The 13,602-nt window shown below is 60.1% G+C and carries 14 protein-coding genes; all 14 read right to left on the bottom strand.

All coding sequences use genetic code 11. The annotated features are described in order from the left end of the window. Window positions 1–109: 109 nt before the first annotated feature. Complete coding sequence (locus BMY91_RS04110; protein WP_090818596.1) at window positions 110–2,626, bottom strand: bifunctional lysylphosphatidylglycerol flippase/synthetase MprF; 2,517 nt, start codon at window positions 2,624–2,626, stop codon at window positions 110–112. Continuing rightward, entirely contained in the window at window positions 2,608–3,906 is a 1,299-nt protein-coding gene (locus BMY91_RS04105) for an alpha/beta hydrolase (RefSeq protein WP_090818593.1), read from the bottom strand. The genes BMY91_RS04110 and BMY91_RS04105 overlap by 19 nt, the downstream gene beginning before the upstream one ends. Before the next feature lie 5 nt (window positions 3,907–3,911). Next, window positions 3,912–4,343 carry a DUF2550 domain-containing protein gene (locus BMY91_RS04100; protein ID WP_090818590.1) on the bottom strand — a complete coding sequence of 144 codons (432 nt, stop codon included), beginning with the start codon at window positions 4,341–4,343 and terminating at the stop codon, window positions 3,912–3,914. A 10-nt stretch (window positions 4,344–4,353) separates the two neighbouring features. Next, window positions 4,354–4,638 (bottom strand): F0F1 ATP synthase subunit epsilon, encoded by a 285-nt coding sequence (locus BMY91_RS04095; RefSeq protein WP_026540143.1) that lies wholly within the window; start codon window positions 4,636–4,638, stop codon window positions 4,354–4,356. A 1-nt stretch (window position 4,639) separates the two neighbouring features. Next, window positions 4,640–6,091, bottom strand: a complete 1,452-nt coding sequence (gene atpD / locus BMY91_RS04090) for a F0F1 ATP synthase subunit beta (protein ID WP_090818587.1) — start codon at window positions 6,089–6,091, stop codon at window positions 4,640–4,642. An 84-nt stretch (window positions 6,092–6,175) separates the two neighbouring features. After that, a complete protein-coding gene (locus tag BMY91_RS04085; protein WP_011775258.1) occupies window positions 6,176–7,066 on the bottom strand; it encodes a F0F1 ATP synthase subunit gamma in 891 nt (296 codons plus the stop codon). A gap of 76 nt (window positions 7,067–7,142) precedes the next feature. After that, entirely contained in the window at window positions 7,143–8,780 is a 1,638-nt protein-coding gene (atpA, locus tag BMY91_RS04080; RefSeq protein ID WP_011775259.1) for a F0F1 ATP synthase subunit alpha, read from the bottom strand. Between the two features lie 85 nt (window positions 8,781–8,865). Continuing rightward, window positions 8,866–9,693 (bottom strand): F0F1 ATP synthase subunit delta, encoded by an 828-nt coding sequence (locus BMY91_RS04075; protein WP_090818585.1) that lies wholly within the window; start codon window positions 9,691–9,693, stop codon window positions 8,866–8,868. Then, the gene (locus BMY91_RS04070; RefSeq protein ID WP_090818582.1) at window positions 9,693–10,250 is read right to left on the bottom strand and encodes a F0F1 ATP synthase subunit B; all 558 of its coding nucleotides are present in this window, start codon (window positions 10,248–10,250) and stop codon (window positions 9,693–9,695) included. Before BMY91_RS04070 ends, BMY91_RS04075 begins: the two co-directional genes overlap by 1 nt. 56 nt (window positions 10,251–10,306) lie before the next feature. Then, window positions 10,307–10,510, bottom strand: a complete 204-nt coding sequence (gene atpE, locus BMY91_RS04065; RefSeq protein WP_009356484.1) for an ATP synthase F0 subunit C — start codon at window positions 10,508–10,510, stop codon at window positions 10,307–10,309. Between the two features lie 77 nt (window positions 10,511–10,587). After that, the gene (gene atpB, locus BMY91_RS04060) at window positions 10,588–11,388 is read right to left on the bottom strand and encodes a F0F1 ATP synthase subunit A (RefSeq protein WP_017199729.1); all 801 of its coding nucleotides are present in this window, start codon (window positions 11,386–11,388) and stop codon (window positions 10,588–10,590) included. 81 nt (window positions 11,389–11,469) lie between these two features. After that, window positions 11,470–11,805 carry a hypothetical protein gene (locus BMY91_RS04055; RefSeq protein WP_090818579.1) on the bottom strand — a complete coding sequence of 112 codons (336 nt, stop codon included), beginning with the start codon at window positions 11,803–11,805 and terminating at the stop codon, window positions 11,470–11,472. Beyond that, window positions 11,792–12,283 carry a Cg1360 family ATP-synthase-associated protein gene (locus tag BMY91_RS04050; RefSeq protein WP_090818576.1) on the bottom strand — a complete coding sequence of 164 codons (492 nt, stop codon included), beginning with the start codon at window positions 12,281–12,283 and terminating at the stop codon, window positions 11,792–11,794. Before BMY91_RS04050 ends, BMY91_RS04055 begins: the two co-directional genes overlap by 14 nt. 120 nt (window positions 12,284–12,403) lie before the next feature. Further along, window positions 12,404–13,516, bottom strand: a complete 1,113-nt coding sequence (locus BMY91_RS04045) for an MraY family glycosyltransferase (RefSeq protein ID WP_090818573.1) — start codon at window positions 13,514–13,516, stop codon at window positions 12,404–12,406. Window positions 13,517–13,602 lie beyond the last annotated feature (86 nt).

The following is a 13,602-nucleotide window of genomic DNA, read 5'->3' as shown; positions in this document are numbered from 1 at the left end:
TCGAGCCGGGGTCAACACGTTTAAGACCGGTAATGTCTGATATTTCGACAACGACTGTTACAAACCGTGAAGAAAGAAGAAATCCCCACCCCAAAATGGCGTTGACTAATCAACCAACCAAGGTTCGGAGGAGTCGTGCAGAATGCCGCACAGACAATCCCGGAAGGTATGCCCGGCTCAGCGCACGTCCCATTGCGGGCAGATGCAGAGGGTCTTGGTAATACATGTACAGAGTTCTGTACTCGGGCTGGAATCTCGACTTAAAAGACGCCAGCGACCTGAATCCATAAACCGGTTCGAGTGCCTGTCCCACCACATCAAGAATGCCGGCCAGGCCTTCCGCCTGTTGTTCAATCTCGCCCTTCTCCCGTGCCAGGGGCGAGCCGGACAGCGAGATCACGTCCACGGACCCGCGCAAGTGCTGGATTGCCGAAGCAATCAGGAATTCCATGACACCCGGGAACGTGTCACCCCGCCGACGCATGAAGTCCAGTGTCCAACTGACAACCACGCTGTTCTCATAGACCGGTAGCCAGCTGGTCACTCCATAGACAAAGCCGGCTTCGTCCACGGCGACACAGCACTGGACGTCCGCGTCGTCGAGCTCGTCCAAGCCACCCAAGGTGAAGCCCATTTCAGGGATCTTCTTCTGGGCCGCCCATTCCTCCGACACCTCACTGACTTGAGCGCGCACACTCAGCGGAAACTCCGAGTATCGGCCCCAGCTGGCCGAAATCCCCAGCTTCCGAGCACGGTTCAGGGAAGTCCTGACGTTCTGCCACTCCTTGCCGCGAAACTCCAGATCCGTGATCCGCAGCCGTGTTTCCTGGGCCACTGCGACCCTGCGGAAGCCTCGGGGCTGCAGCATGGGCCATAGCTCATCCGTGCAGGAATAGAGACAAGGTGTGAGCGCATGCCGGGTGCAGTAGTCAAGGAAACCGCTGGCCGTATGCCCACGGTGTTCCGCTGCTCCAAAGGGACCAGCCAGCGTCAAGGCCACGTGGCCATGCTGTTGGTAGGCCACGCCCCCGGTACCTTCGGTATTGAACCAGTATTTGTTCGGCTCCCAGAGAGCCATCCAGGACAAGGAGTCACCACCGGACTTGACCAACGTGCGGGCTCTTTCCCGCGATTGATGGTCCAGTCCCCCGGAATGGTGCCCCCGGATGAGCAAAATCCACACACCCACCAGGGCCACCAGCCAAAAGACCGTGCCGGAGTAGGAGAAGAGGAACACTTCCAGCACATCCCGGTCCGCGAAAACCTTCCGGTAAACGCCAGGCAGTGGAACCGGGAGATACTGTCTGGCGAGCTCCGCGGCCAGACCCAACAAGCCGCCGTCGCGGTCCATGCCGCCGGAAGCCAGCCACACAGCCGTATAAATGAGACCGAGCGTCAGTCCCGTCAGGCCCACCAACCAGAAAACCCTGCGTCGGAGCCGATCCGAAGAGACCACCCTGAAATGGCCGCGATAGACAAACAAGAGAACGGCCAGGACCAGCGGGACCACCACCAAGGGGATCAAATGGACAACCGCAGAGTTCAGCATCCCCACGTGCGGCCGCCCCTGCGGCCTGGGCATACCGGCAAAAAGGCCCAGGTAGATCGTCGAAAGACCCACCACCACCAGCTGCACACCGATCGCGATCCCCAGGGCGAGCCTTCGTCCCCTTCTCATGCCGTCAGCGCAGATCAGAAGCAGGACGACCGGCACCACGGCCAAGGCCAATCCGAAGGGGCCTGTGTAACCCTGCCGGCCGACCTCCAAGCACGTCACGTCAATGGTGCCTCCGCAGTTGCTCTCCAATTGCGTGAGGGTGGGCAGCGGGTTCAGGATGACGTCGCGCAGCAAGGCCAAGGGGCCGGACGGGCTCTTGGCCGCTGCGGTCACGATGGGTCCCACCGCAAAGATTGCCATGGTCAACGACAGAAGGTTTCGCACCTCCCTGCCCGTGGACCGGTGAAGGTGGAGATGACCTTTGCTGCTTTGCATCCACCATCCCGCGGCCAAGCCAATCAGAGCGCCCAGGAATCCCACCACCGTCTCTGCGTGCCCCACGTACAGCACCAAGAGCAGTGAGATTGATAGCACCACGGTCCGCAGGCGTCGCTGCCAGAGCGTCGGAAGGAGGGCGCTGGCAGCGAGGGCTGTTGCAAGAACGGCACCATACGGCCCGATCAGCCGGGTTCCTGCCATCCGGGAAAGCCACCCGTCATCGGCATACCGCGCAACCTGGGTGACCAGGAGGAAGGCCGACACGCAGGCAAACTGGCTGCCAAAGAACACTCCGGCCGTTCTGACAGAACCGAAGCGTCGCTCTGCAAGACCCAGAAGGAGCAGGAACATCATGATCGCCGTGGCGTATGCCAAAGGATTGGTGGTGAAGAAGAGCGAAGTCCAGATGGACCACCACTCCCCCGCCCTGAGCCCATCGAGCGACACCCCTGCCACAGAAAGCCATGGTTCCGGCGGGCCGGACAGGAAACTACCGGCCGCCAGTGACAATCCCACGAACAACACGAGCACCAGCAAGGTGAAAGGTGTTGCCCGCAGATGCCTGCCGGCCTTTAGAATCGCGGGCTTGACCACACTGTTGAGGGCGAGGCTCACCGCGGCAGCCTCCACCGGGTGGCCAGGAAATCCAGCGCTCCCGGCATGCCCCGGACCACTGCGTCCCAGGAGTGCCCGGCGTGTTGGATCGAGTGCTCTTCTGTTTCGAATCCCGCATTCTTTGCCGCGTCCGCCAGCTCGTGCATATAGGCAGTAAATTCATGGTCTGTTTCGCCGGCCGTCAAGTAGACGCCGCTGCCTGCGTAGTTGCGCTGCTGCATCAAGACCAAGGGCGTCTTGGCCTCAAAGGCCGCCGCGTCGCCGTCGAATGCGTCTCCAATGGTCTTGTTGCGGTCCTTCGCAAGCGCAGGTTCCCGTTCTGCAGAGAATGCGAGCACGGTTGGGAAGATCTCCGGATGTACCGTTCCCATTTGCATGGCACAAGTGCCACCGAAGGAAAATCCACCCACCGCCCACTGCTGAGGATCGGTGGAGACGTCCAACGTGGACTTAATCCATGCGGGTACATCTTGGGACAGGTAGGTGCCGGCCGGCGCAATCAGGCTGTCCATGCACATGGTGTTGGCGCTGCCCGAACCATTGGGATCCACCACCACCGTCACCGGAGCAATGCCATGATGGGCTTCGGCATAGCGATCCAGTTGTGACCGGAGCTGGCCGCCAGTCAACCAGTCAGCAGGACCGCCAGGTTGACCTGAGAAGAGAACCAACACCGGGAGGACGGGACGGGGCGTCGTCTGGTACGCGGGGGGAAGATAGATGTAGGCGTCCCGCGCTGTGAATCCGGAAATCGTCCCGGGAATGTCGGCCTTCCGCAGGGTGCCCGTTTTAGGCATGGACTCCGGCGGTTTCCACGTGGATAACGCAGGGCCGGGGTTGCCGCCGGGAAGACGTTTGAGGCCGCTTTCCAGCGGCTGGATCCGCGCCACGGCGGTACCCATCAAATCGGCCACCGAATTGTTCAGGCCGAAGTACAGATTTACTTGCACGACGCTGAGGAGGACGACCCCCAGCATGGCCACGACACTCAGCGAACGGCCCTTGGCAGTGTTTCGCGGAAACCGGAAAGCGCAGAGAACCAGTGCCATGACCGCTGGGACCGACCAGGCCAGAGTTTCAAAGGGAAGGTTTTCGGAAAACGTGGCCATCAGATCGATCAGGATCCAATGAACGAGTGCCACCACCCCCACGGAAACAGCCAGGGAGGCGGCGACGACGAGCGGCCACCGGCGCCGACGCCGCCACAGGAGATACACTCCACCGCCCGCACCGCAAACAATGCTGAACCAGAGGAACGGCCCGTCCACCAGGCTGACGTCCGACAAAAAGTCCATGGCGCCTAACGCCAGGTTCCGACGCCGATGACCGGCCCGGCCTCCAGCCAGGAAGACAACCCTGCGTACGCGTCGAAGTTCATGGCCAGCATGAACTTCTTGCCTTCGTACTGCAGTTCAACAACGACCACACCGGGCTGCACCCTGACCAGTTCATCTTCAGTCGGCTGCCGGCGACCCAGCAGTTCCAAGGAACTGCGTTTGAACCTGTGCTTGGGGATCACGCTGAGGGACATCAAGCGGAACCACTCGAGCTCATTGTCCTGATAACGACAAACCCCCATCTGCCAGCTGTTTCCAGCCGTGCAAATGGAGGCGTCGACCGTGCCCAGGGCACGCCGCAGGTTGAAGCGGCGCACCCCGAAAAGGCACAGTGAAATGATCAGCAACGTAAACGCTGTTGCCAGAGCGATGAACGGAATAAGGGAATCGTCCATCAAGGTCGTGCTATCGGATCCCCGCTGTAGCCGCTTCGCCCAATTTGGCGTTGTCAGCAACAATGACCACGCGATCGTTGTCGACGGAGAAGAATCCGCCATCGACTACTACCGCAATACGGTCACCGGAAACCGGCTGGATTGCCAGCTCGCCCTCGGCCAGGATGGCCAGTAGGGGCGAGTGGCCCGGCAGGATTCCGATTTCACCATCGCTGGTGCGGGCCTTCACCATCTTGGCCGCGCCGGACCACACGAAGTGGTCCGCTGCGACAATCTCAACCTCGAGCTCAGCCATACTACTTGGTCTGTTCCTGGATCTTGGCCCAGTTGCGCTCGACGTCATCCAGGCCGCCGACGTTGAAGAACGCCTGCTCTGCGATGTGGTCCAGCTCGCCGTCGCAGATAGCCGTGAAGCCTTCCACGGTGTCCTTGATGGACACGGTGGAGCCCTCGACGCCGGTGAACTGCTTGGCGGTGTAGGTGTTCTGGGAGAGGAACTGCTGGATACGACGTGCACGCGACACGACGATCTTGTCCTCTTCAGACAGTTCGTCAACACCGAGGATGGCGATGATGTCCTGGAGTTCCTTGTTCTTCTGCAGGATCTGCTTAACACGGACAGCCGTGTTGTAGTGGTCCTTGCCGATGTACTGGGGATCCAGAATACGGGAGGTCGACGTCAGCGGGTCAACGGCCGGGTACAGACCACGGGATGCGATTTCACGGGAAAGTTCCGTGGTCGCGTCGAGGTGTGCGAAGGTCGTTGCCGGAGCCGGGTCGGTGTAGTCATCAGCCGGCACGTAGATGGCCTGCATAGACGTGATGGAGTGACCCTTGGTGGAGGTGATGCGCTCCTGGAGGAGGCCCATCTCGTCAGCAAGGTTCGGCTGGTAGCCCACAGCAGACGGCATACGGCCGAGCAGCGTGGAGACTTCCGAGCCTGCCTGCGTGAAGCGGAAGATGTTGTCGATGAAGAGCAGCACGTCCTGGTTCTGGACATCGCGGAAGTACTCCGCCATGGTCAGAGCGGAGAGGGCTACGCGCAGACGCGTTCCCGGCGGCTCATCCATCTGGCCGAACACAAGGGCAGTGTCCTTGAGAACGCCTGCCTCTTCCATTTCAACCCAGAGGTCGTTACCTTCACGGGTACGCTCACCAACACCGGCGAAGACGGAAGTACCACCGAAGTTGCGGGCAACACGGGTGATCATTTCCTGGATCAGAACGGTCTTGCCAACGCCGGCGCCGCCGAACAGGCCAATCTTGCCACCCTTGATGTACGGGGTGAGAAGGTCGATGACCTTGATGCCGGTCTCGAGCATCTCCGTGGAGCCCTCGAGGGAGGCGAAGGACGGAGCCTTGCGGTGGATCGGCCAGTAGGCGTCAGCCTTGATCTCCGACTCGTCAACGTCCAGCGGCTTGCCGAGAACGTTGAAGATGTGGCCCTTGACACCGTCGCCGACGGGCACGGAGATCGGAGCGCCGGAGTCCTGCACGGTGGTCCCGCGGACGAGTCCGTCGGTTGCCTGCAGGGAGATGGCGCGAACGAGGTTGTCACCCAGGTGCTGTGACGTCTCGAACGTGATGGTCTTGGTCTGGCCGTTGAGAGTGATCTCAGTGGTCAGAGCGTTGTAAATCGAGGGGATTGCGTCAGCCGGGAATTCGACGTCGACAACCGGACCAATAACACGGGCAATGCGGCCGGTGGCACCGGCCGTAGCTACGTGTTCGGTAGCAGTGGCAGTCATCTCTCTCACTTCACTCAGTAGATGGCGTGGATTTAAGTTTATCTGTTTGGTGCAGGTACGGCTTCGAGCCGAATGCGTTGCAGGCTAGGACGCGAGGGCGTCTGCGCCAGCCACGATTTCGGAAAGCTCCTGCGTAATCTCGGCCTGGCGGGCCGTGTTGCGAAGGCGCGTGTACTTCTTGATCAAATCGGTGGCGTTGTCACCGGCCGACTTCATAGCGCGCTGGCGGGCTGCGAGCTCAGAAGCTGCGGCCTGCAGCATGGCTGCGAAGATGCGGGACTCGATGTAACGCGGAAGCAGTGCGTCGAGCACCTGCTCTGTCTCCGGTTCAAACTCGTACAACGGCAACAGCTCGGATTCCGAGGCTGCTTCCTCTTCGACGACCTCCAGCGGGAGCAAACGGATAACCGTGGGCTCCTGCGTCACCATGGACTTGAAGCGGGTGTATACAACGTGGATTTCATCCACGCCGCCCTCTTCGAAGTCAGTGGAGAAGTCTTCAAGAAGTGCAGCTCCGACTTCCTGCGCGGTTTCGAATTCCGGTGCGTCCGTGCCACCGGTCCATACGCGGGCGTAGGACCGGTTGCGGAAATCGAAGTACGCCTGCGCCTTGCGGCCAACCAGGTACGCCTTGACTTCCTTGCCTTCTGCGTGAAGAAGCTCGGTGAGACCTTCAGCCTGCTTGAGCACGCTCGCGGAGTAGGATCCAGCAAGGCCACGGTCCGATGTAATAATCAGGACTGCGGCGCGGCGGATCTGCTCCGGTTCGGTGGTCAGCGGGTGGTCGATTTCGCTCTGAGTTGCGACAGCAGAAACGGCGCGGGTAATCGCGTTCGCGTAAGGCAGTGAAGCTGCTACGCGGGCGCGGGCCTTACCGATGCGCGAGGTAGCGATCAGTTCCATCGCCTTGAAGATCTTGCGCATCGACGTCGTCGAGCTGATCTTCTGACGGTAGACCCGAATCTGGGCTCCCATACTTATCCTTTCCTAAGTTTCCGATGTGCTGCCCTGCCGGGGCCCTTTCGGACCCCGGCAGAGCAGGTTATCGGAACTAGCGCTTCTGCTTGACGATCTTTTCCTGGTCGACGTCGCCGCCGGAGATCGCTGCGTGCTCTTCGTGGCCAGCGCCAACCAAGTGGTTGTCGCCTTCGCCGAAGAAGCCCTTCTTGAAGGAAACGATGGCTTCCTTCAAAGCTGCAGCGGTGTCGTCATCCAGGACGTTGGTCTGAGCCAGCGTGGTCAGGATGGAGGACTTGTGCGTGAGGTGCTCCAGGAACTCGGACTCGAAACGGCTGATGTCCTCAACCGGAACGTCGTCCAAGTAGCCGTTGGTGCCGGCCCAGATGGAAACAACCTGGTTCTCAACCGGGAACGGTGAGTACTGGCCCTGCTTCAGCAGTTCCATCAGGCGTGCGCCACGGGTCAGCTGCTGACGGGAAGCAGCATCCAGGTCAGAGGCGAACATCGCGAATGCCTGCATGTCGCGGTACTGTGCCAGGTCCAGCTTCAAGGTACCGGAGACCTTCTTCATGGACTTGACCTGTGCAGCACCACCAACACGGGAGACGGACACGCCAACGTCAACAGCGGGGCGCTGGTTGGCGTTGAAGAGGTCCGACTGGAGGAAGATCTGACCATCGGTAATGGAGATCACGTTGGTGGGGATGTAGGCAGAAACGTCGTTTGCCTTGGTTTCGACGATCGGCAGGCCGGTCATCGAACCCGCACCGAGCTCGTCGGAGAGCTTGGCACAACGCTCCAGCAGACGGGAGTGCAAGTAGAAAACGTCACCCGGGTAAGCTTCGCGTCCCGGCGGACGACGCAGCAGAAGGGAAACGGCGCGGTAAGCCTCGGCCTGCTTGGACAGGTCATCGAAAATCACCAGAACGTGCTTGCCGCCGTACATCCAGTGCTGGCCAATGGCCGAGCCTGCGTACGGTGCCAGGTACTTGAAGCCAGCGGGGTCAGATGCCGGAGAAGCCACGATGGTGGTGTACTCCAGTGCGCCGTGGTCCTCAAGGGTCTGACGGACAGCTGCGATAGTGGAAGCCTTCTGGCCAACACCGACGTATACGCAACGTACCTGCTTGGTGACATCTCCCGAAGCCCAGTTGGCCTTCTGGTTGATGATGGTGTCCACGGCAATTGCGGTCTTGCCGGTCTGGCGGTCACCAATGATCAGCTGACGCTGGCCACGGCCGATCGGGATCATGGCGTCAATAGCCTTGAGACCGGTCTGCATGGGTTCGTGGACCGACTTGCGTTCGGTAACGCCCGGAGCCTGAAGCTCCAGCGCGCGGGTGGCTTCGGCCTTGATTTCGCCGAGGTCATCGATCGGCTGGCCCAGCGGGTCAACAACGCGACCCAGGAAGGCATCGCCAACCGGAACGGACAGGATTTCACCGGTGCGGTGAACTTCCTGGCCCTCTTCGATGCCGGTGAAGTCACCGAGGATAATGACACCGATCTCGCGGACGTCAAGGTTCTGGGCCAGGCCCAGCGTGCCATCTTCGAAGCGAAGCAGCTCGTTCGCCATGACCGAGGGAAGACCCTCAACACGGGCGATGCCGTCACTTGCGGTGGTCACACGACCAACCTCTACGCGCTCTGCGTTACCGGGTTCGTAGGACGCCGCGAACTCGTTCAACGCATTACGGACGTCGTCGGCGTTGATGGTCAATTCGGCCATCTGCAGTCCCTGCTCTCCTGTTTTCGTGATCATCGTTGCTCACGATGACCGGGTTTTATATCAGTTAAGTTGTGCTTTGTCTTCGCTAGCCAGCGAGCTGGCGGCGGAGCTCGGTCAGGCGGGCGATAACCGAAGCATCGAGTACTTCGTCACCTACCTGAACACGGATCCCACCGATCAGTGCGGGGTCAACATTGACGTTGACCTTCAGTTCGCGGCCATACAGGGCATCCAGCCCGGCCTGCAGACGACTGGCCTGCGTTTCCGTCAACGGACGGGTAACGCTGACAGTAGCAATCCAGCGCTGCTGACGCTTGGCTGCAAGCTTGGCGAAAGACTCGACGAGCTTGCTCGGCTTGACACCGCGCGGCTGCGTAACTGCCTGGCTGATGAGAACCTTGGCTTCCTCGCTGCTGCCAGGAAGAAGTTTCTCGGCCAGTGCAATCTTCGCCGCAGGTGATGCCTGCGGCTCAGACAAAGCACGTTGTACTTCGTGGCTGGAAGCAACGGTCTGGTTGAAAGCAAACAGATCGTTTTCCAGCTCTTCCAGCCCCGTGATACCGGAGGCAGAAACGGCCGACTTGTTTTCAGCTACGGCAATAACCACCGTGGCAGCAAGCGTCTCGAGTGCATCGCCGATATCGCGTGCCGATGCCCAGCGTGAGCTGGCCAACCCGGCAGCAATTTCAGCAGCATCAGCGGAGACTTTTCCGCCAACCAGCTGCTTGACCAGCGCCGACTTTTCGTCTCCAGTGCGGGACGGGTCAGTCAGGGCGCGGCGCAAGCCAGCCGAGCTGTCCACCGTTCCCAGGATTCCGAAGAGGTCCTTAGCCAACTGCAACGAGGCGAAGGGAAGCTTGGCTTCCAGCTGCGCCAGCGCTGTGGTCAGCGATTCGCTCGATATTCCTGCCATTACTTAGCTGCACCTGCGCTCTGGGTCTCCAGATCTGCAAGGAAGCGGTCCACAACGCGTGCGGAGCGCTGGTCGTCGGTGAGTGCTTCACCAACGATGCGGCCTGCAAGTGTGGTGGCCAGGGTGCCGACCTCAGAGCGGAGCGAGACAACTGCTGCCTGGCGCTCCGACTCGATGGCTGCGTGTGCCTGCTCAGTGATACGTGCAGACTCAGCAGCGGCCTTGGCCTTGAGGTCCGCGAGGATCTGGGCGCCTTCGGCGCGTGCTTCTTCGCGGATGCGGTTGGCTTCAGCGCGGGCGTCGGTGAGCTGCTGCTTGTACTCTTCAAGAGCTGCAGAAGCTTCTGCCTGGGCCGCTTCGGCCTTTGCAATGCCACCTTCAATTGCTTCGGCGCGCTCTGCAAAGGTCTTCTCGAACATCGGGACAATGAACTTGACCACGATGTACAGGAGGACCGCAAAGCCGACGAGGACGACGCCCATTTCCCAGACATTGGGAACGAGAGGGTTGGCGGCCTCTTCGCCTTCAGTGGCGGCTGAGATGATCAGCTGATTCATATTTCACCCGTCCTATCTACTCGGTTGCGGAATTCGCTTTGCTCTGGATCCGAAGACTAGAGAACGAAAGCGAAGACGAGGCCGAGGATGGCGAGAGCTTCAGTCAGTGCCAGACCAAGGAACGCGATCGGCTGCAGCACACGCTGAGCTTCCGGCTGACGAGCAACACCGTTGATGTAAGCCGCGAATACGAGACCCACACCGATACCACCGCCGATTGCGGACAGACCGTAACCTACGAGGTTGAGATTGCCTTCCATTTTTTTCCTTTCAAGATGCCACCCATGTGGCAGGTTGTTTGGTTTACTTCAATCCCCATCAGGGGAAGTTTTTGTGCCTAGTGGCTGTCGGCGTGCAGGGCGCCTTCGATGTAGATCGCGGTCAACAGGGTGAACACGTAAGCCTGCAGGGCCATGATCAATGCCTCAAGCATGTACATGGCGATAGCCCCTACCAGCACCAGAACCGAGGTGCCTTTCAAAAGGACGTTTTCCTGCATTACCAGGTACTCGATGCCGGAACCGGCGAGCATGACGATCAAGTGGCCTGCCAGCATGGTCGCGAACAGACGGAGGCTGTGCGTGACAGGGCGAACCAGGAAGTTGGAGATGATCTCGATCGGTACGACGATCGGGAGGATGTACCACGGAACACCAGAGGGAACGGTTGCGAGCTTGAAGTACTTCAGACCGTTCTTCTTGATGCCGATGATGATCCACGTGAAGTACACGATGCCGGCCAGCACATAGGCGCCGCCTACGTGCGAGAAGCTCGGGAGCTGGATCACCGGGATGGCGCCGTAGATGTTGTTCACCAGAATAAAGAAGAACAAGCTGAACAGCAGCGGGACGTATTTGATGAAGTCCTTGCCGCCGATGATGTCCTTGGCGATGCTGTTGCGGACGAAGCCGTAGGCCATCTCGCCTGCGAACTGCAGCTTGCCGGGAACCAGCTGCTGCTTACGTGCAGCGAGGATGAAGAATGTAGCGATAATGACGACCGAAAGGATCACCAGCAGCATCTGCTTGGAGAATCCGTCGTGCGCACCCCAAGGCAGGATTGCCGGCAGGTGCATTTCGTCGATTCCGGGTGGGGTGAATGACCCCGAATCCTGGGCGGGGAGCGCAAGCGCGATCAACGCGTTTCCTCTCTGCTGTGTCCATCATTGGGCATTGGTTGGAATATGGACGCGGTGGACGCATCCGTAATCCATGTGAAATTATTTGGCATTACTGTCCCCGTCCGTGGACGGACCGCTGTCTGCGTTGCTCTCGCCAGAAGAGGAGCTTTGCCTGGTGAGGCCATGCATATGGGAAAGATAGAACCCTCCTGCGGCTCCCAGCAGAGCGCCAAGGAGCACAATCCAGCGGGTCCCCCACAGATTATCCAGACCCCAGCCTATCAAACTCCAGACAATGATCCCGCCAACAATGTAGCTGAAGACGGCGATGCCGGCGTTGTATCCGCCGTCGTTTCCGGCGTCCACAGTTCCATGGACATTTCGAGGTTGCTGGGCTTGCGCGGCTGGGCGCGAATAACGCTTACGCGGAGACATCCGGGCCACCCTTCCGTTCTTCAGGATCGTTATAGATCAGGAGACGGGCCTTGCTGAAACCATAGATTTCTGCGGCCTGCCAAAGGACCACGGAAACGACCGCGCCGATGAGGAACCACCGGCTGGCCAGCCATTCGGGGGTGCCGATCGCGAAGAGCACAACGGCGAATCCAACGACCTTCACAAAGTAGGTCGCCACAAACAGGCCAACCGCACCGGAAGGATTGTTGCGACCGACGAAGTGGCCGATCAGGAGGCTGATGGCGAAGAAGGCCATCACGAGTCCGCCGCCGAAGGCTGCCGAGAGGGCGCCTTGGTGGCCATCTACGATGGCTGCCACGATGCTAGTGACCACTACACCGGCCAAAGAGGCGCTGGAACTCAAGAAGAGCAATCGGAGCCAGAGGTTCGGTGTCGCGCCGGAAACTCCAATGCCACGTCTACCGGACGGGCGTCCGGAATCGGCGTTGGATGTCATGGGGATACCAATCCTCGTGGCACAGGTGCCATATTCTCAAAGTGGGGTTACGGGCGAGTGACTGTCCGCAGAAAGAATTCTACATGAGATAGAACTGTGACCCTAAACCGGCCGTCACAACTACTCCCCCGGCCGCGTCGAGTTCCGGGTGAAGTAAGGCCACGCCGTCACGGCAGCCATGACAAGCGCCGCTGCTATGACGACGATGAGCACAATTTGCCACGGGAACACGGCAAACGCAACGCCTCCGAAGGCGAGGATGCACGTCCACACATAGAGCATGACGACGGCTGTGCGGTGTGAGTACCCGAGATCCACGAGCTTGTGGTGCAGGTGCCCACGGTCGGCCGACCATGGGGACTGCCCCCTGGCTGTCCTCCGGACGACGGCCATCCCCAAGTCAAGAAGGGGAAGGGACAAGACCGCGAAAGGCAGCAAGATGGGAACGATCGTGGGGATACCGTTTGCGCGATCGTAGAGCCCTGACCCAATCTGCCCCGTGGCCACTACGCCAGCGGAGGCCATGAGCAGGCCAATAAGCATGGCTCCGGAGTCCCCCATAAAGATTTTGGCGGGGAACCAGTTGTGCGGCAGGAACCCGATGCAGCTTCCCACCAGAATGGCCATCAGCAGTGTCGCGAGGTCCGAGTTGTCGGTGGACGGGTTGTTCCGATGAACCCAGTACGCCGTGAGGAAGAAGGCTCCGCCACCGATGATGGCCACTCCTGCTGCCAAACCGTCAAGTCCGTCAATGAAGTTGACGGCATTCATGGTGGTAACAATCAGGCCAGCGGTGAGCACGATCTGCAGGATTTCAGAATCAAGGAATATCGGTTCGGGAATGAAAGGCACCACCGACATCCGCACGCCCCAAATTGCCACGATGAAGGCAGCGGCTCCCTGTCCCAACAGTTTGATCCACCACCGGATGTCGAGGATGTCGTCGGCGACTCCTACCGCGACAATCACGACAGCACCGGCCAGTATCCCCCACGGCGCGTCGTTGTGCCTGAAGATGTCCTTGACGAAGAAAGAGTTGCTCGCGACCACCAGCGCCACAAAGAAGCCAGTGAAGATTCCCAGTCCACCGAGCTTGGAAATCAGGGCAGAGTGCATATCCCGGCTGCGGATGGGACGGTACAGCCGGAGTTTGTTACCGGCCACGCGGGCACCCCAGGTCCCCGCATAAGACACCACGGCGGCCGTGAGCGCCATGAGCAGATACATGATCATGACGCGGCTCCCGGGAGCAGCCCGCCTAGCGAACCGGAAACCGTGACGGGCGAACGCAGCCGGTGCGTCGCTTGAAAGCCGGTGGT

The sequence above is a fragment of the Arthrobacter sp. yr096 genome, assembly GCF_900108925.1.
In the GTDB taxonomy this organism is placed as follows: Bacteria; Actinomycetota; Actinomycetes; order Actinomycetales; family Micrococcaceae; genus Arthrobacter.
This window is presented reverse-complemented; position numbering and strand designations above follow the sequence as displayed.

What these genes read in the sequence shown, in the direction of transcription:
- atpA (WP_011775259.1), bottom strand. Translation starts at nt 8,780, where the DNA reads ATGGCCGAATTGACCATCAACGCCGACGACGTCCGTAATGCGTTGAAC.
- BMY91_RS04095 (WP_026540143.1), bottom strand. Translation starts at nt 4,638, where the DNA reads ATGGCTGAGCTCGAGGTTGAGATTGTCGCAGCGGACCACTTCGTGTGG.
- BMY91_RS04055 (WP_090818579.1), bottom strand. Translation starts at nt 11,805, where the DNA reads ATGTCTCCGCGTAAGCGTTATTCGCGCCCAGCCGCGCAAGCCCAGCAA.
- BMY91_RS04045 (WP_090818573.1), bottom strand. Translation starts at nt 13,516, where the DNA reads ATGATCATGTATCTGCTCATGGCGCTCACGGCCGCCGTGGTGTCTTAT.
- BMY91_RS04105 (WP_090818593.1), bottom strand. Translation starts at nt 3,906, where the DNA reads ATGGACTTTTTGTCGGACGTCAGCCTGGTGGACGGGCCGTTCCTCTGG.
- BMY91_RS04070 (WP_090818582.1), bottom strand. Translation starts at nt 10,250, where the DNA reads ATGAATCAGCTGATCATCTCAGCCGCCACTGAAGGCGAAGAGGCCGCC.
- BMY91_RS04100 (WP_090818590.1), bottom strand. Translation starts at nt 4,343, where the DNA reads ATGGACGATTCCCTTATTCCGTTCATCGCTCTGGCAACAGCGTTTACG.
- BMY91_RS04050 (WP_090818576.1), bottom strand. Translation starts at nt 12,283, where the DNA reads ATGACATCCAACGCCGATTCCGGACGCCCGTCCGGTAGACGTGGCATT.
- atpE (WP_009356484.1), bottom strand. Translation starts at nt 10,510, where the DNA reads ATGGAAGGCAATCTCAACCTCGTAGGTTACGGTCTGTCCGCAATCGGC.
- atpD (WP_090818587.1), bottom strand. Translation starts at nt 6,091, where the DNA reads ATGACTGCCACTGCTACCGAACACGTAGCTACGGCCGGTGCCACCGGC.
- BMY91_RS04085 (WP_011775258.1), bottom strand. Translation starts at nt 7,066, where the DNA reads ATGGGAGCCCAGATTCGGGTCTACCGTCAGAAGATCAGCTCGACGACG.
- BMY91_RS04075 (WP_090818585.1), bottom strand. Translation starts at nt 9,693, where the DNA reads ATGGCAGGAATATCGAGCGAATCGCTGACCACAGCGCTGGCGCAGCTG.